Source organism: Bordetella genomosp. 13, from assembly GCF_002119665.1.
Taxonomy (GTDB): domain Bacteria; phylum Pseudomonadota; class Gammaproteobacteria; order Burkholderiales; family Burkholderiaceae_B; genus Bordetella.
On the sequence record NZ_CP021111.1, the window covers coordinates 1,437,439 to 1,457,875 of the forward strand.

Here is a 20,437-nt window from a genome sequence, read left to right on the forward strand (position 1 = left end):
ACAGCAGGCGTATCGCTCACGCCCCTCGGGCGTACGCCTGCTGCCGCTGCTCCGCCAGATCCTCGCGCCGCACGAAATCGCGCACGAACCCATCCGCAGGCTTGTGCAGCAGATTGTGCGGCGTGTCCCATTGCGCCAGGCGGCCTTCGGACATGATGCCGATGCGGTCCGCGATGGCGAAGGCCTCGGCCTGGTTGTGCGTCACCAGGATGGCCGTGTGGCCCGTGGTCTTCAGGATGTCCCGCACCTCGAACGCCAGGCGTTCGCGCGTGTCCACGTCCAGGTTCGAGAACGGTTCATCGAGCAGCAGCAGGTCGGGCGAGGGCGCCAGCGCGCGCGCAAGCGCCACGCGCTGCTGCATGCCGCCGGACAGTTCGTGCGGATAGCTGTCGCCGGCGGTTCGCAGGCCCACCAGTTCCAGCATCTCGGCGATGCGCGACTCGCGCTGCGCGCGCCCCATGCGGCGCAGGCCGAAGCCCACGTTCTGCGCCACCGTCAGGTGCGGAAACAACGCATAGTCCTGGAACATCATGCCGACGCGGCGCTTTTCGGGCGCCACCTGCACCTGCGGCGACGAGATCACCGTGCCGTCCAGCAGGATGCGGCCCGCGCGTACGGGCTCGAAACCCGCGATGGCGCGCAGCGCGGTGGTCTTGCCGCAGCCCGAGGCGCCCAGCAGGCAGCCGATGTGGCCGGCGGGCAAGCCCAGACTCAGGTCGCGGACCACGAGCTTGTCGCCATGCGGCGTCTCGTAGCCCAGCAGGATATGGTCGAGTTCGAGCAGGTCGGCCATCAATGTCCCATCTTCAGGTTGGTGCGCGCCAGCAGGATCACCGGCAGCAGGCCGGCGAGCACGATGGCCAGGGCCGCCACGGCGCCTTCTTCATAGGTGCCGCGCGCGGCCTCGGCGTACAGCCAGGTCGCCAGCGTGTCGAAATTCATGGGGCGCAGCAGCAGGGTGGCGGGCAGTTCCTTCATGGCGTCCACGAACACCAGCAGCGCGGCGGCCGCGATGGCGGGCCGCAGCAGCGGCAGGTGCACGCGCCGCAGCGTGCCCGCGGCGTCCTCGCCCAGCAGCCGCGAAGCCTGCTCCAGCGAGGGCGGAATGCGCGCCAGCCCGGCCTCGATGCCGCCGGCCGGCATGGCCAGGAAGCGCATCGTGTAGGCGATCACCAGCGCGGTCATCGAGCCCATCAGGACCAGGTGATTCAGCGAGAACAGATCGGCCAGGGCATGATCGATCATGGTGTAGGGCGTCAGCAGGCCGATGGCCAGCACGGTACCCGGAACCGCGTAGCCCAGGCTGGCGATGCGCAGGCACACGCGGCCAGGATTTGCGCGCGAGCTTTCGCGCAGCGTGCGGCCCGACCACGCCACGATCAGGCCGCACAGCACGGTCACCGCCGTGGCCGTGGCGGCCAGCAGCATCGTGTTGCCCAGGCCGCGCAGCAACTGGTCGGACACCCCGCCCACCAGATGCAGCCGCTTGGCCGTCTCGGCCACCAGGTACAGCGCGGGCGCCACGAAGCCCAGCAACACCGGAATCCAGCCCAGCGCCACCGCCAGCAGCGCCGCGGCGCCGCGCAGCCGGCGCGGCTGCATGGGCCGCATGCGCTGCGTATTGGCATAGCGCTGGCGCCGCCGTCCGTGCCGTTCCAGCAGGATCAGCGCCACCACGAGCACCAGCATGGCCAGCGCGATCTGCGCGGCCCCGGCCAGGTCGGAGCGCGTGACCCAGGTGGTGTAGATGGACACGGTGAGCGTCTGCACGCCCAGGAATTCCGAAGCGCCGATGTCGTTCAAGGTCTCGAGCAGCGCCAGGCTCACGCCCACTGCGATGGCGGGCCGCGCCATCGGCAGCGCCACGCGGAAGAACACGCCCAGCCGCCCCGCGCCCAGCGTGCGGGCAGCTTCCAGCAGGCTGGCGGCCTGCGTCATGAACATCACGCGGGTGCTGAGATACACGTAGGGATACAGGACGAAGCCCAGCACGAAGATCGCGCCGTAGATGGAGCGCAGGTCGGGCAGGCGGAACTGCCGCGGACTGTCGTAGCCCAGCAGCGCGCGGATCGCAGTCTGCACCGGACCGATGGGATGCAGCAGGTCCAGGTACGCGAAGGCGATGATGTAGGTGGGCACCGCCAGCGGCAGCAGCAGGGCCCAGGTCAGCACGCGCCGGCTGGGGAAGTCATAGGCCGTCACCAGCCACGCGGCGCCCGTGCCCAGCAGCGTCACCACCACGCCCACGCCCAGCAGCAGCCTGGCCGTGTTGCTCAATGCCGTGGGCAGCACGTTGGCGGCCAGATGCGTCCAGTGGGCAAGATCGGCCTGCAACGCCCACCAGGCCAGCGCAGCCAGCGGCGCCAGCACGGCCAGGGCGATCAGCATGGCTGCGATCAGCCAGCCCGCGCCGCGTTCGGCTCGCGGGCGCAGCGCCCGCGGCAGCGTTTCGGTATGCATGCAGCGAAGAATTCAAAAAATGCCAGGGGGCGACTTTAGCCGAAGCCGCGGCCGACCCGGCCGTAAAAAACGCAAAGCGGCCCACGGCCGCCTTGCTTGCCACGCCGCGGGTCCGCGCCGCGCGCGGACCGTCGCGTCAGTTGTCGAAGCCGACCTTGTCGACCAGTTCGCTGGCCTGCTTGCGATACTTGGCGATTTCGGCCACGGGCAGCGGATCCACCTTCAGTTCGCCGAAGCTGGCCACCACCGGGTCCAGCTTCACGCCCTTGCGGATCGGGTATTCGTAGTTGGCCTGCGCGTACAGGGTCTGCGCGGGCTCGGACACCAGGTACTCGAGCAGCTTGACCGCGTTGTCCTTGTTGGGCGCGTGCCGGGCGACCGCGGCGCCGCTGATGTTCACGTGCGTGCCGCCGCTCTTGTCGTTGGCGAACGTGGGGCGGATGACCTTGATGGCGTCGCCCCACTTGCGCGCGTCGGTGCCCGGCTCGGCGTTCTTCATGTGGCCCACGTAGTAGGCGTTGGCCAGGCCGATGTCGCAGATGCCGCCCAGGATGTCGCGCGCCACGTCGCGGTCGCCGCCCGTGGCCTTGCGGGCCAGGTTGGCCTTCACGCCGCGCAGCCACTTCTCGGTGGCCTCGGCGCCGTCGTGCGCGATCATGGCCGCCACCATGGCGGTGTTGTACGGGTGCTGGCCGGAGCGGATGCAGACCTTGCCCTTGTACTTCGGATCGGCCAGATCTTCGTAGCGGAAGCTGGTAAGCGGCAGGTCTTTCTCGGCGTACAGCACGCGGTCGCGCAGCGACAGCGCGTACCAGCTGCCGTCGGCGCCGCGCAGGTTGGACGGCAATACCGAATCCAGCGTCTGCGATTTGATCGGCTGCGTGATGCCGCCGTCGACCAGGTCGATCAGATTGCCGATGTCCACCGTCATCAGCACGTCGGCGGGCGACTTGTCGCCCTCGGCCTTCACGCGCTCGAGCAGGCCGTCCTTGACGAACACGGTGTTGACCTTGATGCCGCTTTCCTTGGTGAAGGCGTCCAGCAGCGGCTGGATCAGCTTGGGTTCGCGCGTGGTGTACAGGCTGACTTCGCCGTCGGCGGCCTGGACGGGCATCGACAGGGCGGCCGCGCCGGCCAGGGCCAGCACGCGCAGCAGTGACAGGGGAGTGCGCTGGAAGGACATGGGAACTCCGATAGGACGGCATGGCCGCGCTCGCTCGCGCCATGCTAACGAAAATGATTATCAACACCTCGAGAAGGGCGACGATAACAGGAAGCGCGGGGGCGTTCAACTACGTGAAAGCCGAGGTTTTTCGGAGCGCCTAGGGGGCCATTAATCGCCTGTGGAATAAGGGTATAACGGAAAGATGAGAGCGATTCTCGAATGGATCGGGTAAACTCGAGAGATCCCAGGCCCGCGCGCTGCTTTTTCTGTCGCGCCTTCCGGCCATCCGGCGCGCCCGCGCCGCAATCTTTCATACCGACAATGGCAGCTTTCAATACCGAGCGCGTGCTCACCGTGCGCCACTGGAACGACACCCTGTTCTCCTTCACCACCACGCGCGATGCCGCGCTGCGCTTCCACAACGGTCATTTCGTCATGATCGGCCTGGAGGTCGAGGGCAAGCCTCTCATGCGCGCCTACAGCATCGCCAGCGCCAACTACGAAGAGAATCTCGAATTCCTCAGCATCAAGGTGCAGGACGGCCCGCTCACCTCGCGGCTGCAGCACCTGAAGGAAGGCGACACCATCCTGGTCAGCCGCAAGCCGGTGGGCACGCTGGTGGCCGACGACCTCAAACCGGGCAAACACCTGTACCTGTTCGGCACGGGCACCGGCCTGGCGCCCTTCATGAGCATCATCAAAGACCCCGACGTCTACGAGCGCTACGAGAAGGTCGTGCTGGTGCACGGCGTACGCTGGGTCAGCGAACTGGCCTACGCCGACTTCATCGAGAACGAACTGCCGAACAACGAGTTCTTCGGCAACGTGGTGCGCGAGAAGCTGGTGTATTACCCCACGGTCACGCGCGAGCCCTTCCGCAACCAGGGCCGCATCACGCAGCTCATCGAAAACGGCAAGCTGTGCTCGGACGTGGGCCTGCCCCCGCTGGATCCGGCCGTCGACCGCGCCATGATCTGCGGCAGCCCGCACATGCTGGCCGACATCCGTGCGCTGCTGGATGCCCGCGGCTTCCAGGTGTCCCCGGGCGTGGGCGAGCCGGGCGACTACGTGTTCGAGCGGGCCTTCGTCGAGAAGTAAATCGCCGGACCAGCGGCTGCGATGGGTATGCAGCCGCTTTTGGCAGCGTAACGCCGCGCGCCTGATTCTCGCGCAGTGTCATCGCATCGTGGCCGCCCTTGGGCGGCCACGATCGTTTCAGGGCATCGTGCCCTGCAGCACATTCGACGCCCGCGCCGCCGCTATCGCGCGGTCGGCATCCTCGCGTAACAGGAAGCGCTGCTGCACCAGCGTTTCGGCGCGTGCCTCGATGGCCCTTACATACCCGGCATGGTCGCCGTAGCGTTCCTCCAGCGACGGACGTTCATCGCCAGCCGACAGCCGCTGCGCCTCTGTGGTGTGGAAGGGCAGGAAGCTGCCCGACAGGCCCAGCAGGTCGGTCCACGGCCCCGGCGGGGTGTAGTTGTAGCCCAGGCTGGTGCCCGTGGGCGCCATGGCATTCACGCTGCGGATGCCCGCGATGTCCATGCCGTCCGCATCCGGCTTGGGCACCAGGATGGCGTAGTCGCGGCCGGCGTAGTCGGGCGGCAGCCGGCTGGCAATGCCGGACTCGTCTTCATGTACGAAATCCGGGCCGAAGTCCAGCAGCGGGTAGCTGTTGTACAGGCCCAGGTACTCGAAGGCCGGCAGCGCCGCGCCCCCTTGCCAGTTCAGGCCCTGCATGGCGGGATAGCGCAGCGTGTCCGCGCGCACCAGCGTGCCGTCGTCCAGGCGCGGCGTGCGGCTGTCGGGCGGCAGGCGGTCCTGCGCCACCCACTCTTCCAACGCCACCCATAGCGCACGGAATGTGGCGCCGAACGTTGCCTCGGTGCCCACCGGATAGCGGCCCTGCGCGGGCGCGTAGGCGGGCGTGCCGTCGCCGTGCTGCGTACCGGCGTAGTAGTAGATGCGCGCATTGTCCGGCTGCCGCAGGTCCTGCAGCCCGAACGCATCGGTCAGCACGGGCGAGCCCTGCAGCACCCAGAACTCGGTGCCGCTCAGGCCCAGGAAGAACTTCGGGCAGGTATCGGTGCGCGAGCAGCGCGTCATCACGCCGCTCTGCCGGCCGGTCAGCGCGTCCACATAGTCGGGCGCCAGCGCGCGCGGCGCCGTCTGGCCGAAGGCCGTGTGGTCGGTGCGCAGCCCGCCGCCGCCGCCGGGCACCGCGAAGCGGGTGTTCAGGTTCGTCTGCCGCGCCGCCACGTGGGCGTACAGGCCGTCGAACACCTTGCGTCCGGCCAGGTCTGCATTGAAGCCCAGGTGCAGGAAGGTCTTCATGAAGTTGCCGCTTTGCGAGGTGCCTTGTCCCAGCGCGTGCCGGATGCGGCCGGCAACCGGATTCGGCTGTCCATCGGCGTCCTGCTGTCCATGGCGCAGGAACGAGACGGTGTCGCGCAGCGCGGCCAGCCCCACGCCCATCACCTTCGGGTCCTTGGCCACGTAGGTCAGCTCGTACAGATACGTCGGATCGAAGCCTCCCTGCAGGCAGACGGTGGCCGGGTCCGGTGTGCCGGGGAAGGGATTCGATCCCGTGTCGCACGTCGCGAACTTCCATCGCGCGGCGGGGATGGGCTCGCGGGGATCGGTCTCGCGCAGCCGGCGCGTCAGCTGATAGCCGGGCTGCGTGTTGTCCAGGCTGACGGGCGCATACGGAATCATGGTGCCGTTGAACACGCCGCCCGGCAGCGTCAGCTGCGGCGTCGCGGTGCGCGCGATCAGTTCGGCGCGATAGGGCCCGGTGATGTCGCCGCCATCGGCCGCCCGCGCCACGGGCACTTGCAGCGTGAGCCGTTGCGGAGAGCTCTTGGGCACGTCGCCCTGCCACGCCGAGTACAGCACGCTGTAGCCGCGCCGCAGCAGCAGCGGTTCGGGCTTGCCGGCCACCTGCGTCAGCAGGTTGCCGCGGTTCGGCGCGTCGTAGCGCAGGATGCCGTTGCCGTCGGCCGCATTGCGCGGCCGGAACAGCACGAAGTCCGACACGTACTCGACCATGCCCGCGTCGTTGCGCGGCTGGGCCAGCTGGATGTCGGTGATGATGGCATTGGCGGGCGCGGCCGGGTCCACCTCGCCGCGGATGCGGCCGGTCAGCTTCTCGTATTCGGGCGCGCCATCGGCCGCGGGCACGCTCTCGACGGAATCGACGCTCATCCATATCCGCGGCGTGCTGGCCGTGGGCGGCGGCGGGTCGGGCTCATGCGAGTCGTCGTCCGATCCGCCCGAATTGCAGGCGGCCAGCAGCAGCGCCAGCATGGGCAAGGCATATCGTGCTTTCATGTCTCCTCCAGCGTGGTCGTGCCGGGCCGGCGCGCGCCGGCCCGGCGGTCTTGGGTTATCGGCAGACGTAGTTGGCCGCGTCGTTGGTGTCGCCTGTGCCCGCATACGCGGCCTGCGCGGGATAGGCGCACAGCGGACGCGTGCGCTGCACCGCGCCGCCCGCCACGCGCGAGGCCACCAGGTCGTCGGGCGGCCGGCCCTGTTCCACCCATCGATCCAGGGCGGCCAGGATGTCGCGATCCGCGGTCGGCCTGCCGTCCTCGCTGCGCAAGACCGTGGCGCCGGGACCGCCGCCGCAGTGCCCCATGCCGGGCACCAGGAACATGCGGTAGAACTCGTCCATGGCCGCCTGCGAGCCCTGCGCGTCGCGCACCTTGCCGTAGTAGTCGATGCTGTCGTAGGTGCTGACCACCGGGTCATTCCAGCCGTGGTAGACAATCATCTTGCCGCCCGCGGACTTGAACGCCGACAGGTCGGTGCTGGTCTGGTCGACCAGCGGCGCGATCTTCGCGTATGCGTACGAGACGTCCCGATCGAAGTCGAACGTCCACCAGTTCCAGCTGGGATCGTCGAAGACCCAATAGCGCCAGAAGTCCGCGCGCACCGGTTCGTTCACGCCCATGTAGCCCGACCAGCCCGATTCGCTGCCCACCGGCCAGCCCGGATACAGCTGCGCGTTCGTGCGGGGATTGCGCGGGCCCTGGTAGATGGCCTTGGCCGCGGCCAGCTGGTCGGCCGTCAGGCAGTCGGGCGAGTCCGCGCCCGTGCACAGCAGCGCGTCCACGTCGAAGCGCGCCGAAGTGCATTGCCGCGGATCGTCGATGACGCCGTCCGTCACGCCGTCCAGCGCATCGCAAGCCTGCACCGCCTCGCGCGTCAGCAGGTTCAGCTTGGCGCCGGTAAGGTATTGCGTCAGGTTGTCGTTGGCCGGCCGATTGGCGCGAAAGCGCCACATGAACTCGATGTTGAGCGCGGTGCGGTTGTTGCCCGGCGCGCCGGCGATGATGCCGTCGAAATCCTCGGGATAGCGCTGCGCCTCGGCAAAGCCCTGGTGGCCGCCGGTGGAGCAGCCCATGTAATAGGAGCGTCTGGCGCCCTCGGCGCGCAGCTCGGCAAGCAACTGCTTGCCCGGCACCGTGATGGCGTTGATCGAGCGCGAGCCCCAGTCGATGATTTTCTCGGCGCTGGTCACGCCCCACAGCATGTCCTCGGTCTGGTGGCCGGTATCGCCGCCCATCACGGCGTAGCCCTGCCGCATCGCGTAGGCCATGTCCGTGTAGCTCAGCGCGGGGCTGTAGCCGCCGTTGCCCGTGGTCACCAGCTTGCCGTTCCAGGCCTCGCCGTCCGGAACCCACAGCTGGAAGTTGATGAGCGAACTGCTCGTGGGCGTGGCCACGGCGTCGATGCGGCAGAAGGCCGGCAGGTCGCTCAGCGCCTGCCGCGAGCCTTCCGGCGTGTAGTCGCCGGCGGCGACCGGCGTGATGGCCGTGATGCGCGCGCCATCCAGCTCCACGTCGGCGAACGCGGCCGGATCGCAGGCGCGCGCGCTCTGCGCGGGCGGCTGCGCGGGTGGGTTCTCGTCATCGTCGCCGGATCCATCGCCATCGCCGCCGCAGGCGGCCAGGGCCGCTGCCAGCGCCAGCATCATGGGGATGCGCAATACAGGGGTACGAACGGGTTTCATCTTGTCTCCTCGTGGTGGTCACCCCGTGGCGAACGTCCCGTACCGGCGGCGTCCCGCGCCCGCGGCGCGCGGGAACGCGCCGCAGGTCCACGGGGACTGCAACTCTTGTCGGTCTTGAAAGGGCGCGCCGGCCGGCCGGCGTCTTATTGTTTTCGGCCGGAACCGCTCAGGTGCGTCCGGTCAGGCAAGGCCGGCCAGTGCGGCTGGCCGGCTGCGGCTGGTCAGCTTTTCAGGTGCGGCCGGCCAGCGGGGCGCATCATCGCGGATCGCCCATCGGACTGGCGCGACGGCCTCCACGCGCCGTCCGCATCGGCTCATTCAGGCTGGATGCCAGCCTTCTTGATGATCTCGCCCCATTTCTTCGACTCGGCCTGCTGGAACTGCGCCAGCTCTTGCGGCGTCGAGGTCGCGGGATCGGTGCCGGTGTTGGCGTAGAACTGCTTGGCCGCGTTGCCTTCGGTGGCCTTGCTCAGCAGCTCATGCAGGCGTTGCACCACGGCCTGCGGGGTGCCGGCCGGCGCATAGGCGGCGAACCAGTAGCCCATCTCGTAGCCCGGCACGCCGGCCTCGTCGATGGTCGGCACGTCGGGGGCCAGCGGCGAGCGCTTCAGGCCGGTCACGCCCAATGCGCGCAGCTTGCCGGCCTTGACCTGCGGCAGGCCGGTGGCCGTGTCGGTGATCATCATGTCGATCTGGCCGCCCATCAGGTCGGTGACCGCAGGCGGGTTGCTCTTGTACGGCACGTGCAGCAGCTGCACGCCGGCCATCTGCTGCAGCAGTTCGCCCGCGATGCGGCTGCTGGAACTGCCGCTGCCGAAGCTCAGCTTGCCCGGCGTCTTGCGCGCCATCTCCAGGAAGTCGGACACCGACTTGGCCGGCGAGCTGGGATTGACCACCATGATCTGGCCGCCCTTGCCCAGCAGGGTGATCGGCGCGTAGTCCTTCACGGGGTCGTACTGCAGCGTCTTGTACAGGTGTTCGTTCGCCGCATGCGTGGTGTTGGTGGTGATCAGCACGCGATAGCCGTCCGGCGCGGCGCGCGCCACGTCCTGTGCGCCGATCATGGCGCTGGCGCCCGGCTTGTTCTCGATGACCACGGCCTGGCCCGTCTGCTCCGTCACGCCTTGCGCGATCGCGCGGCCGATCTGGTCCGTCGCGCTGCCGGCGGCGAACGGCACCACGAAGGTGATCGGCTTGTTCGGAAAGTCCTGCGCCGCCGCGGTCAGCGGCAGGATCGCAGCGGCGCACAGCGCGGCCAATCGGGGCAGGGGGGCAAATCGCATGAGTGTCTCCTGAGGGATATCGTTATTGAACGCGAAACGGATGAAGCAGGCGTCAGCCCGGTACATCGGGCAGCCGCGCGGCCAGTGCGGCGGGTACCGTCACGGGCAGGTCCAGCAAATGGAAAGACAGGCTCTTGCCGTGTGCGTCCAGGTTCAGCGCGTCGTTCACGCCGCCGTCCAGCACGCCTTCCAGCACGAAGTTCATGGCCGACAGGCCGGGCAGCACGTAGCGCGTGACACGGGCCGGGCGGCGATACGCGAACCACTGCGCCACGCGTTCCTCGGTCACCTGCTCGAGCAGCACCGCATGGCACTCGTCGTCCCAGCCGATCAGGCTCAGGTTCGAGATGTCGCCCTTGTCGCCCGAGCGGCTGTGCGCCAGGCGATACAGCGGCACTTCCACGGTATTCGTCATCGCTGCGGCTCCATCATGGTCCAGCCTGCCGCCACGGCCGAGCGCGGCACCGTGCACGACAGCATGTTCAGTCGCGGCCGCAGCGAGGTGCGCACGCCGCCGCCGCCCGCCGGACCGCAGCAGTACAGCGCGGTCACCTCGCGCAGCACGCGCTCGGCCACGGCCCGATCGGCATGCTCCGCGGCCACGCGCAAGCGCACGTCGCGACCATGGCCCGGCGCGCGGCCTTCGCGCATGGCGCCGCCGTCATCGGCGAGGATGCTGATGGCGCCGATCAGGTCGATGCGCAGCCGCAGGGCCGGGCCGATGCGGCGCGCCACCGTCTCGCCTGCCAGGCGCGCCCGCGCTTCGGCCTGCACGCCGGCATAAGAGATCTCGGCCTCGGCCAGCCACCCGCCGCGGTAGCACACGTTCACCTTCAGCTCGTCCGGACGTGCATGGCCCGTGACGCCGTTCACCGCGACGCGGTCCCCGCCCAGCTCGCGCACGGTGGCGCCGCTCAGGTCGGCGATCACGTCCGGCGTGAGATAGCGCGCCGGATCGTGCACTTCGTAAAGCAGCTGCTCTTTCACGGTACGGGCATCCACCAGGCCGCCCGTGCCATCCGCCTTGCCCACCACGAAGCCGCCGTCCGCGTCGATCTCGGCGACGGGAAAGCCCGTTTCATGCAGGCCGCCGGGCACGTCCTTCAGACCGGGCACGCTGAAATAGCCCCCGGTGACCTGCGTGCCGCATTCCAGCACGTGGCCGGCCATGGTGGCACGGCCCAGCCTGGCCCAGTCGTCTTCCGCCCAGCCGTAATGCGCCAGCGCGGGTCCCACGGTAAGCGAGGGGTCGGCGACGCGGCCCGCCACGACGATCTGCGCGCCGGCGCGCAAGGCCTGCGCGATCTCGGTGGCGCCCAGGTAGGCGTTGGCGCTGACCACGTCCAGCTCGTCCAGCCGCGGGCCCAGCTTCTCGCGCAGCAGCGCGCGCTGCTCGGGTGTGTTGAGTTCGTCGCCATGGATCGTCGCCACGCGCGGCGCGGGCAGTCCGCGCTGCGCGGCCAGCGCGGCGATGCGTCGCGCCGCGGCCGGGGGATTGGCCGCGCCGAAGTTGCTGACGATGCGGATGTCGTGGCGCAGGCAGTCTTGAAGCACGGGGCCGACCAGGTCGTCCAGCAGCGGCTCGTAGCCGGCTTCGGGGTCCTGGTTGCGCGCCATCTGGGCCAGCGCCAGGGTGCGCTCGGCCAGCGTTTCGAAGATCAGCGTGCCGCCGCCCTGCCGCGCGAGCGTGCGCGCCACGGGCTGCGCGCCATCGGTGCGGTCTCCGGAAAACCCGGTCGCGCATCCGACCAGGCAAGGCGAGGGCAGGGCAGGCATTGCGATTGTCTCCAGGGCGTTCGATGCGCCCGCAACAGCGATGTAATGAACGCACTATAGGCACGGCCGCTTCATACGTAAAATAGAAATATAAGATTGATTTATCCAACTCTTGTATGAATCTGTCCACCCGACAATTGCGCGCCTTCGTGGCCCTGGCCGAAGAAAAGCACTTCACGCGCGCCGCGCAGCGTTGCCACCTGACCCAGCCCGCTTTCAGCGCGCTGATCCGCACGCTCGAAGAGGCCGCCGGCGTGCGCCTGTTCGATCGCAACACGCGGCGCGTCGAACTGACGGTCGAGGGCCGCGTGCTCGAGACCACCGCGAAGCGGCTGCTTGGCGAGTTCGAGCTGACCATGGAGGGGCTGCGCGACCATGCCGAACGGCGCCGGGGCCGCGTAGCCGTCGCGGCGCTGCCCTCCCTCGCCGCGGGTTGGCTGCCGGGGCTGCTGGCGCAGTTCCATGCCGAGTATCCCGGCATCGTCATGCATCTGCGCGATGCGCTGCTCGATCCCTGCCTCGACATGGTGCACAACGGCGAAGTGGATTTCGCCGTGGCCGCGCGCCGCGCCGACATGAGCGGCCTGGACAGCGCCTTCCTGCATGCCGACCGCTACTATCTGGTGTGCCGCGAAGACCACCCGCTGGCCTCGCAGCGCCAGATCCGGCTGCGCGAGGTGGCCAAGTGGCCCGTCATCCAGCTGGCGCGCGGCAGCAGCGTGCGGCAGCGCCTGGACGAGACCCTGGGCGCGGACGCCTTCACGCCGCTGCTCGAGGTGGAGCACCTGGCCACGGTCACCGGCCTGGTGTCGGCCGGCCTGGGCATCAGCGTGGTGCCGGCCATGACGCTGTTCCATTTCCAGCGTCCGGGGCTGCTCATCAAGCCGCTGCAGGGGCGCGCGCTGACGCGGCCGCTGTACCTCGTGCGCCGCAAGGGCAGGGCGCTGTCCGTGGCGGCGCAGACGCTGTATGACCTGCTGATGGCGCACCGGGCGGAGCTGGGCTGAACCCCGCTTGCGCGCGTGCTGAAGAGGCCGCAAGCTGAAGCAAAAAAATGTCCCTTTCAAGTTGAACTATTGCTGTTTAAACTTCGATAGTTCTCCATTGCATCCCCTTATCCAGGACTACGCCATGAGCAAGCAGATCATCCATACCGACGCCGCGCCCGCCGCGGTCGGGCCGTATTCGCAAGCAGTGGCCGCTACGGGCAGAACCGTCTACCTGTCGGGCCAGATCGGCCTGGAGCCCGGCACCGGCGATCTGGTGTCCGAGAACTTCGACGCCCAGGTGCGCCAGGCCTTCGCCAACATGCAGGCCGTCATCGAGGCCGCCGGCGGCACGCTGGAAAACATCGTCAAGCTCACGTTGTTCCTCACCGACCTCAGCAAGTTCACCGCCGCCAATGCCATCATGGCCGAGCTGATTCCCCAGCCGTTCCCGGCGCGTTCCACCGTGGGCGTGGCCAGTCTGCCCAAGGGCGCGCAGTTCGAGGTGGAAGCCGTCCTAGTGCTGTAAGGCCGCCACCGAGCCCACGCCCTGTCTTCCTCCGGCACCTCCATGGGCAACCGGCAGGCCGCGGCCTCCAAGCCAGCGTCGGCGCCGCGCGCCGGCCGCAAGACCGCGGCGCCCGCGGCATCCAAGGACGCTGCCCGGCCGGCCGCCAGCCAGGTCGAGCGCAAGTTCCAGTCGCTGGGCCTGCTGGCCCCCGAAGATTTCATCCTGCACCTGCCCCTGCGCTACGAAGACGAGACGCGCGTGGTGCCCATCGCCAGCCTGCGGCCCGGCTATCCGGCCCAGGTCGAGGGCGAGGTCCTGCGCTCTGAAGTGCTGTATCGGCCGCGCCGGCAATTGACGGCCGTGCTGGCCGACGACAGCGGCGAACTGCAGCTGCGCTGGCTCAACTTCTATCCCAGCCAGCAGAAGCAGCTGCAGGCGGGCCATCGGCTGCGCGCGCGCGGCGACGTGCGCGGCGGCCTGTTCGGCCGCGAAATGGTGCATCCGCGCATGAGCCACGCCGATACGCCGCTGCCCGATGCGCTCACGCCGGTGTATCCCAGCACCGACGGCCTGCCGCAGCCCACGCTGCGCCGCGCGGTCGCGCAGGCCCTGGCCCAGGCAGACCTGGCCGACACGCTGCCCGAAGCCGTGCGCGAGCGCTATGGCCTGATGCCGTTCGAGCCGGCGCTGCGCCTGCTGCATGCGCCGCCGCCCGGCGTCTCCAGCAAAGAGCTGGTCGAGCGCGCCCATCCCGCGTGGCGGCGCATCAAGTTCGATGAGCTGCTGGCCCAGCAACTGTCGCTGGCCGCCGCGCGGGCGGGGCGCCGCAGCCGGCGCGCCACCCCGCTGCCCATGCCGCGCGACCCGGACAACCTGGTGGCGCGCCTGTATGCCGCGCTGCCCTTCACCCTGACGAGCGCGCAGCAGCGTGTGGTGGACGAGATCGCCGCCGACCTGGACCAACCCTATCCCATGCATCGCCTGCTGCAGGGCGACGTGGGCAGCGGCAAGACCGTGGTGGCCGCGGTGGCGGCGGCGCAGGCCATCGCCTGCGGGGCGCAGGTGGCGCTGATGGCGCCCACCGAACTGCTGGCCGAACAGCATTTCCGCAAGCTCGTGTCCTGGCTCGAACCCCTGGGAGTCGGCGTGGCCTGGCTCAGCGGCAGCCTGCCCGCCCGCGCGCGCCGCGAGGCCGCGGCGGCCGCGGCGCAAGGCACGGTGCAACTCGTGGTGGGCACCCAGGCCCTGGTGCAGGATCACGTGTCCTTTCACAACCTGGGCCTGTCCATCGTCGACGAACAACATCGTTTCGGCGTGGGCCAGCGCCTGGCGCTCAGCCGCAAGGGCGAGGACGAGGAGCTGGCCCCGCATCAACTGCACATGAGCGCCACGCCCATCCCGCGCACGCTGGCCATGACCTTCTTCGCCGACCTGGACGTGTCCGTCATCGACGAACTGCCGCCCGGCCGCACGCCGGTCGTCACCAAGCTGGTCTCCGATGCGCGCCGCGAAGAAGTCATCGGCCACATCGCCCAGGCTGCGCGCCAGGGGCGGCAGGCCTACTGGGTGTGCCCGCTGGTCGAGGAGAGCGAGGCGCTGGAACTGCAGACCGCGGTGGACACATACGAAGGCATGCGCGCCGATCTGCCCGACCTGCGCATCGGTCTTGTCCACGGCCGGCTGCCGCAGGCGGAGAAGGCCGCCGTGATGCAGGCCTTCCGCGACGGCGAGGTCCACCTGCTGGTGGCCACCACCGTCATCGAGGTGGGCGTGGACGTGCCCAACGCCTCGCTCATGGTCATCGAGCACGCCGAGCGCTTCGGCCTGGCCCAGTTGCACCAGCTGCGCGGCCGGGTAGGGCGGGGCAGCGCCGAATCCGTCTGTGTGCTGCTGTACCAGACGCCGCTGTCGCAGGTGGCGCGCGAACGGCTGCGCGCCATGTTCGAAACCTCCGACGGCTTCGAGATCGCGCGCCGCGACCTGGAACAGCGCGGTCCCGGCGAGTTCCTGGGCAAGCGCCAGTCGGGCATGGCGCTGCTGCGCTTTGCCGATCTGGACGCCGACGCGGCCCTGGCCGAGCAGGCGCGCGAGGCCGCGGCATGGCTGCGGCGCGACCATCCCGGCGTGGTCGAGTCCCATCTGGCGCGCTGGATGCGCGGACGCGAAGACTTCCTGCGGACCTGACCATGTCCATCTCCACGTCCCCGCGCATCGCCGCGATTGCCCGTTGCCATGCAGGCGCGCCCGCCGCGCCGCCTTCCTTTTTTCCTCCACTGCGGATCCAGCCATGACCCTCACCGAACTGAAATACATCGTCGCCGTGGCGCGCGAGCGCCATTTCGGCCGTGCGGCCGAGGCCTGTTTCGTCAGCCAGCCGACTCTGTCGGTGGCGATCCGCAAGCTCGAGGACGAGCTGGGCGTCACGCTGTTCGAGCGTGGCGGCAACGAGGTGGGCGTCACGCCCATCGGCCAGCGCATCGTCGCGCAGGCGCAGAAGGTGCTGGAAGAGAGCGCGAGCATCAAGGAGATCGCGCGACAGGGGCACGACCCCCTGGCCGGGCCGCTGCGCGTGGGCATCATCCACACCATCGGCCCCTATCTGCTTCCGCGCCTGGTGCCCGTGCAGATCGAGCGCACGCCGCAGATGCCCCTGCTGCTGCAGGAGAACTTCACGGTGCGGCTGGTCGAGCTGCTGCGCCAGGGCGAGATCGATTGCGCCATCATGGCGCTGCCCCTGCCCGAGGCCGGGCTGGTGATGCAGCCCTTATACGACGAGCCCTTCGTCGTGGCCGTGCCGCAGGATCACGAGTGGGCCGACGCCAAGTCCATCGACGCGCAGGACCTGAAGCAGCAGACCATGCTGTTGTTGGGCAGCGGCCACTGCTTCCGCGACCAGGTGCTGGAGGTCTGCCCCGAGCTGTCGCGCTTCTCGGCCGCCAGCGACGGCATTCAGCGCACCTTCGAAGGGTCTTCGCTCGAAACGATCCGCCACATGGTGGCCGCGGGCATCGGCGTTACCGTGCTGCCGGTCACCGCCGTGCCCGAGAATCCGCCCGCCAGGGCGCTGCTGCGCTATGTGCCGTTCGCGGGCCACGCGCCCGAGCGCCGCGTGGTGCTGGCCTGGCGCCGCAGCTTCCCCCGACTGGCCGCCATCGAGGCGCTGGCCGAGGCGGTGTATGCCTGCGGCCTGCCGGGCGTGAAGATGCTGGCGGGCGAGGCGCAGACGCAGGGGTAGCGCGTCAGACGCCTCGCTTCGTCAGAAGCGGTGCATGATGCCCACGCCGCCCGCGGTGCTCTTCAGCCCGTCGATGAAGGCGTAGTCGGTGGCGTACGACCCGTAGGCATACAGGTTGGTGCGCTTGGACAGGTCGTACGTGTAGCCCACGCTGTACGAGTTCATGGTCTCGTCGTCCCCGGTCAGCAGGTCGTTCGAGGGGTTGACGTTCTGCCACGAGAAGAAGACGCTGGCCGCTGCGCTCAGCGGCACCGTGGCGCCCAGCATGTACGAGTTGGCCTTGAAACCATCGACGTATCGGTTGATGCCCAGCTCGCTGCTGAACGGCGTGCCCGCGGGCAGGTCCTGCCCGACGAACCAGCCGTCCGTCGTTCGGCCATACGCGGCGGCCACCTTCAGCACCTCGAAGTCGTAGCTGGCGCCGATGGCGTACTGGCGCGGCGTCGCGTCTTCGCTGCCGGCGGCGTTGCTGCCGTTCAGTTGATCGAACGTCGCCGTCAGGTTCAGCGGTCCGCTCAGGTAGCGCACGCCGGCCGTGATGCCGCGCGCGTTGTCCGCGGTGGCGAAGCCGGTCTGCGTGGCGTCGTTGGCGTCGACGTTGAACGAGTAGCCGACATTCATCTCCAGGCCGCCCATCGAGGGACTGCGGTACATGACCATGTTGTCCCAGCGGTTGGTGTTCGAGGCGCTGAAGCCCAGGCCCAGGTTCGACTGCGTGTAGCTGGTGTAGAAGGGATCGATGTCGGCCAGGTAGCGCGACGACACGGTCACCTGGCGTCCGAATTCCAGCTTGCCCCAGGCGTCGTTGGCCAGCCCGATGGTGGCCTGGCGGCCAAACAGCCGCCCGCCCTGCGCGCGGTCGCCGGTGCTGGAGTCGAAGCCGCTTTCCAGCACGAACTCGGCGCGCATGCCGTCGCCCAGGTCGTCCATGCCGCGCAGGCCCCAGCGCGAGCCCGCTTCGATGCCATTGATCATTCCCAGGCGGCTGGCGTCATAGCCCGCGCCCTTCACTTTGTTGTAGCCGATACCAGTGTCGATAAGTCCGTACAGGGTGACCGACGGCTCTGCCTGTGCGACACCCATGCCGAGCATGGACAGGGTGGCAGCGAGCAGCGTCTTCTTCATCAATGGGTTCTCCGTAGAAGGAAGGTACAAAGGGAAAATCCGGGGTGTGCCCCGGTCCGTTCCGGTCTGGAACGGGCTACATTGCAACAGATTTACGCATTTCCTGCGGATGCGCCGGTTTTCGAAGGCCGGATCCCGGCCTGTCCAGGTGATGTCGCCATCGGAGATTCCGGCATGAATGTCCAGGTCGAGGGCTTTTTCGATTCCGCCACCTCAACCATCAGCTACGTGGTCTACGAGGCGCCCGGCGGACCGTGCGCCATCATCGATCCCGTGCTCGACTACGACAGCCGCGCCGCCCGCACCGGCACGGCGTCGGCCGACCGCCTCGCCGATTGCGTCCGGCGGAATCGATTGCATGTGCAGTGGCTGCTCGAGACCCACGTGCATGCCGATCACCTGTCGGCCGCGCCGTATCTGCAGCGCCAGCTGGGCGGCACGCTGGCCATCGGACAGGGCGTCAGCGCCGTGCAGCACGTCTTCAAGCCCATCTACAACCTCGAGCCCGGATTCCGGCTCGATGGCTCGCAGTTCGGCCACCTGTTCGCACCGGGCGAGACCTTCGGCATCGGCAATCTGTCGGCCCGCGCGCTGCACGTGCCGGGCCATACGCCCGCCGACATGGCCTATCAGGTCGAGGATGCGGTCTTCGTCGGCGACACCCTTTTCATGCCGGACGTGGGCACCGCGCGCTGCGACTTCCCGGGCGGCGATCCGCATGCCCTGTATGCCTCGGTGCGCACGCTGTTGTCCCTGCCCGACGCGACGCGCATGTTCGTTTGCCACGACTATCCGCCGCCTGGCCGCGCCGTCGCCTGGCAGACCACGGTGGGCGAGCAGCGGCGCGGCAACATCCACGTGCGCGACGGCGTATCCGAGGCCGATTTCGTCGCCATGCGGACGCGTCGCGACGCGACCCTGCCGCTGCCCGCGCTGATGCTGCCTGCCATCCAGATCAATCTGCGCGCGGGCCATCCGCCGCCGCCCGACGCCAACGGCACCCGCTATCTCCGCATCCCGCTGAACGTTTTCTGAACGCTCGCCGGTTGTCATCGACCGCCGGGCGAAGCGGATATTTCGCGGAACCGGCGCCGCCATAGTGGTATCCTTCGCTGGTCCCCGTTCGCTTAGAAGGAGCATTTAGATGGCAAAGACTTCCAAGAGCAGCGCTGCCTCGGCACCCCGCATCAATATCGGCATCTCCGACAAGGACCGCGCCGCAGTCGCCGCCGAGCTCTCCAAGCTGCTGGCCGATTCGTACACGCTCTACCTGACGACCCACAACTTCCACTGGAACGTGACCGGTCCGCTGTTCAACACGCTGCACACCATGTTCATGGAGCAGTACACCGAAGAGTGGAACGCGCTGGACAGCATCGCCGAGCGCATCCGCGCCCTGGGCCACTACGCGCCCGGCACCTACCGCGAATACGGCAAGCTCACCTCCATCGAAGAGCCCAAGACCGTGCCCGAGGCCCTGGAAATGGTCCGCATCCTGGTCCAGGGCAATGAAGCCGTGGCCCAGACCGCCCGCGCCGCGTTCGACAAGGCCGACGCCGCGAATGACCAGCCCACGGCGGATCTGCTCACGCAGCGGCTGGATGTCCACGAGAAGAATGCGTGGATGCTGCGTAGCTTGCTGCAGTGATTTCCAGGCGGCCGCCTCCGGCCTGCACTACCTTTCAAACGACGGCCTCCCTTGCGGAGGCCGTGTCATTGCCGGCGGTCAATGGTTCATACATTGTGCGCCGGCCAGGAGCCGATCCGCATGGGTTCTACCGACAACAGCGGCGTGCCGCGCTGCGTTCTCATCACCGGTGCCACCGGAGGCATCGGCGGCGCATTGGCTCAGGAGTATGCGCGTGCCGGTACGGCAGTCCTGATACTGCAGGGCCGAGACAGCCAGCGTCTGCAGACACTAGCGGACCAGTGTGGCGCGACGGGTTCTCGTGTCATCACGGCGACGCTCGATGTGCGAGACCATGAAGCGCTGATGCAGTGGCTCGTCGAGATGAGCCGTGAATACGCGCCCGACCTTGTCGTCGCCAACGCTGGCGTGAACATCAACACCGGTCCCGGGCACGAAGGCGAGCGGTGGGAAGATTTGCACCGATTGCTCGACGTCAACGTGAAGGCGGTGATGGCGACTATGCACGCCTCGTTGCCTGCAATGCGCGCGCGGCGCAATGGCCAGATCGCGTTGATCAGCTCGCTAGCCGCGTGGCGCGGACTGCCGGAGACGCCCAGCTACAGCGCCAGCAAGGCCGCGGTCAAGGCCTATGGAGAGGCCATGCGTGATGCGCTGGCGGGCGAGGGGGTGCGCATCAGCGTCGTCATGCCAGGCTATGTCGAGTCGCGCATGTGCGCGGAAATGCCTGGGCCCAAGCCGTTACTGTGGACGGCGCCGCGCGCGGCGCGCGCCATTCGTATAGGCCTCCGCGCCAATAGGGCGCGGATCAGTTTCCCATTTCCGCTGAACCTAGGGTGTTTTCTGCTGGCAGGGATTCATCCGGCGGTGTCTGGATGGATACTGGCGCGAATTGGCTATCGCAGCGGTTTATAGGAGGCGACGCCGGGCTGAGTGGGCGAAGACCCTTTCACATCGTTCGCCTCACTCTCTACGCTAAGACGGTGTCGCCATGGCCCAAAGGCGGACTGGCCAGAGCATTCCACTTCGAGATCTACGACGTAAAGGTCGTCCCGCCGGGCGGCTCTCACACTTCCGGAAAATTTGCGGGCGCGTTACTCTCCGCGACAACAATTGCCAGCTTCGGGTGCCGGATGGGCCCGCGCGTCGACTCAAGGTGCTGTCCGACGTCACCGGGCGTCTCTACGACACCTCGCCAGAAGAGGCCCGTGGCACTTGTGCAGGTGAACTCACG

General features: G+C 68.5%; 17 protein-coding genes. 8 read left to right on the plus strand and 9 right to left on the minus strand.

What is annotated here, in order from left to right; genetic code table 11:
• Positions 1-16: 16 nt before the first annotated feature.
• From CAL15_RS06420 to CAL15_RS06430, 3 genes are all read right to left on the minus strand, one after another.
• Entirely contained in the window at positions 17-793 is a 777-nt protein-coding gene (locus CAL15_RS06420) for an ABC transporter ATP-binding protein (protein WP_086077816.1), read from the minus strand.
• The gene (locus CAL15_RS06425; protein WP_086077817.1) at positions 793-2,460 is read right to left on the minus strand and encodes an ABC transporter permease; all 1,668 of its coding nucleotides are present in this window, start codon (positions 2,458-2,460) and stop codon (positions 793-795) included. Before CAL15_RS06425 ends, CAL15_RS06420 begins: the two co-directional genes overlap by 1 nt.
• A 136-nt stretch (positions 2,461-2,596) precedes the next feature.
• Positions 2,597-3,643 (minus strand): Fe(3+) ABC transporter substrate-binding protein, encoded by a 1,047-nt coding sequence (locus CAL15_RS06430; RefSeq protein WP_086077818.1) that lies wholly within the window; start codon positions 3,641-3,643, stop codon positions 2,597-2,599.
• 303 nt (positions 3,644-3,946) lie between these two features.
• Between CAL15_RS06430 and CAL15_RS06435 the strand changes: the two genes are divergently transcribed.
• Positions 3,947-4,723 (plus strand): ferredoxin--NADP reductase, encoded by a 777-nt coding sequence (locus tag CAL15_RS06435; protein WP_086077819.1) that lies wholly within the window; start codon positions 3,947-3,949, stop codon positions 4,721-4,723.
• A gap of 117 nt (positions 4,724-4,840) precedes the next feature.
• Here the strand turns inward: CAL15_RS06435 and CAL15_RS06440 are convergent, their stop codons facing one another.
• The 5 genes from CAL15_RS06440 to CAL15_RS06460 all read right to left on the minus strand — a co-directional run bounded on the left by CAL15_RS06440 (position 4,841) and on the right by CAL15_RS06460 (position 11,698).
• Positions 4,841-6,955, minus strand: coding sequence for an alpha/beta hydrolase domain-containing protein (locus tag CAL15_RS06440; RefSeq protein ID WP_086077820.1), 2,115 nt, complete (start codon positions 6,953-6,955; stop codon positions 4,841-4,843).
• Positions 6,956-7,010: 55 nt separating this feature from the next.
• Complete coding sequence (locus CAL15_RS06445; RefSeq protein WP_086077821.1) at positions 7,011-8,639, minus strand: tannase/feruloyl esterase family alpha/beta hydrolase; 1,629 nt, start codon at positions 8,637-8,639, stop codon at positions 7,011-7,013.
• Between the two features lie 314 nt (positions 8,640-8,953).
• Positions 8,954-9,922 (minus strand): Bug family tripartite tricarboxylate transporter substrate binding protein, encoded by a 969-nt coding sequence (locus CAL15_RS06450; RefSeq protein ID WP_086077822.1) that lies wholly within the window; start codon positions 9,920-9,922, stop codon positions 8,954-8,956.
• 52 nt (positions 9,923-9,974) lie between these two features.
• A complete protein-coding gene (locus CAL15_RS06455) occupies positions 9,975-10,337 on the minus strand; it encodes an AtuA-related protein (RefSeq protein ID WP_086077823.1) in 363 nt (120 codons plus the stop codon).
• Complete coding sequence (locus CAL15_RS06460) at positions 10,334-11,698, minus strand: acyclic terpene utilization AtuA family protein (protein ID WP_086077824.1); 1,365 nt, start codon at positions 11,696-11,698, stop codon at positions 10,334-10,336. The genes CAL15_RS06455 and CAL15_RS06460 overlap by 4 nt, the downstream gene beginning before the upstream one ends.
• A 116-nt stretch (positions 11,699-11,814) precedes the next feature.
• Here CAL15_RS06460 and CAL15_RS06465 point away from each other — a divergent pair, with 116 nt between their 5' ends.
• The 4 genes from CAL15_RS06465 to CAL15_RS06480 all read left to right on the plus strand — a co-directional run bounded on the left by CAL15_RS06465 (position 11,815) and on the right by CAL15_RS06480 (position 16,430).
• Positions 11,815-12,705, plus strand: a complete 891-nt coding sequence (locus tag CAL15_RS06465) for a LysR family transcriptional regulator (RefSeq protein WP_086077825.1) — start codon at positions 11,815-11,817, stop codon at positions 12,703-12,705.
• A gap of 124 nt (positions 12,706-12,829) precedes the next feature.
• Positions 12,830-13,213, plus strand: a complete 384-nt coding sequence (locus tag CAL15_RS06470) for a Rid family detoxifying hydrolase (protein ID WP_086077826.1) — start codon at positions 12,830-12,832, stop codon at positions 13,211-13,213.
• A 42-nt stretch (positions 13,214-13,255) separates the two neighbouring features.
• Positions 13,256-15,379, plus strand: a complete 2,124-nt coding sequence (gene recG / locus CAL15_RS06475) for an ATP-dependent DNA helicase RecG (protein ID WP_086077827.1) — start codon at positions 13,256-13,258, stop codon at positions 15,377-15,379.
• Between the two features lie 103 nt (positions 15,380-15,482).
• Positions 15,483-16,430: a LysR substrate-binding domain-containing protein gene (locus CAL15_RS06480; RefSeq protein ID WP_086077828.1), complete on the plus strand. Its 948-nt coding sequence runs from the start codon at positions 15,483-15,485 to the stop codon at positions 16,428-16,430.
• 21 nt (positions 16,431-16,451) lie between these two features.
• On the opposite strand, the gene CAL15_RS06485 is transcribed toward CAL15_RS06480, so the two are convergent.
• Positions 16,452-17,555, minus strand: a complete 1,104-nt coding sequence (locus CAL15_RS06485) for a porin (RefSeq protein ID WP_086077829.1) — start codon at positions 17,553-17,555, stop codon at positions 16,452-16,454.
• Between the two features lie 174 nt (positions 17,556-17,729).
• Between CAL15_RS06485 and CAL15_RS06490 the strand changes: the two genes are divergently transcribed.
• The 3 genes from CAL15_RS06490 to CAL15_RS06500 all read left to right on the plus strand — a co-directional run bounded on the left by CAL15_RS06490 (position 17,730) and on the right by CAL15_RS06500 (position 20,118).
• Positions 17,730-18,590 (plus strand): MBL fold metallo-hydrolase, encoded by an 861-nt coding sequence (locus CAL15_RS06490; RefSeq protein WP_086077830.1) that lies wholly within the window; start codon positions 17,730-17,732, stop codon positions 18,588-18,590.
• A 109-nt stretch (positions 18,591-18,699) separates the two neighbouring features.
• Positions 18,700-19,203: a Dps family protein gene (locus CAL15_RS06495; RefSeq protein ID WP_086077831.1), complete on the plus strand. Its 504-nt coding sequence runs from the start codon at positions 18,700-18,702 to the stop codon at positions 19,201-19,203.
• Between the two features lie 120 nt (positions 19,204-19,323).
• Positions 19,324-20,118 carry an SDR family NAD(P)-dependent oxidoreductase gene (locus CAL15_RS06500; protein ID WP_086077832.1) on the plus strand — a complete coding sequence of 265 codons (795 nt, stop codon included), beginning with the start codon at positions 19,324-19,326 and terminating at the stop codon, positions 20,116-20,118.
• The last annotated feature ends 319 nt before the right edge of the window (positions 20,119-20,437 follow it).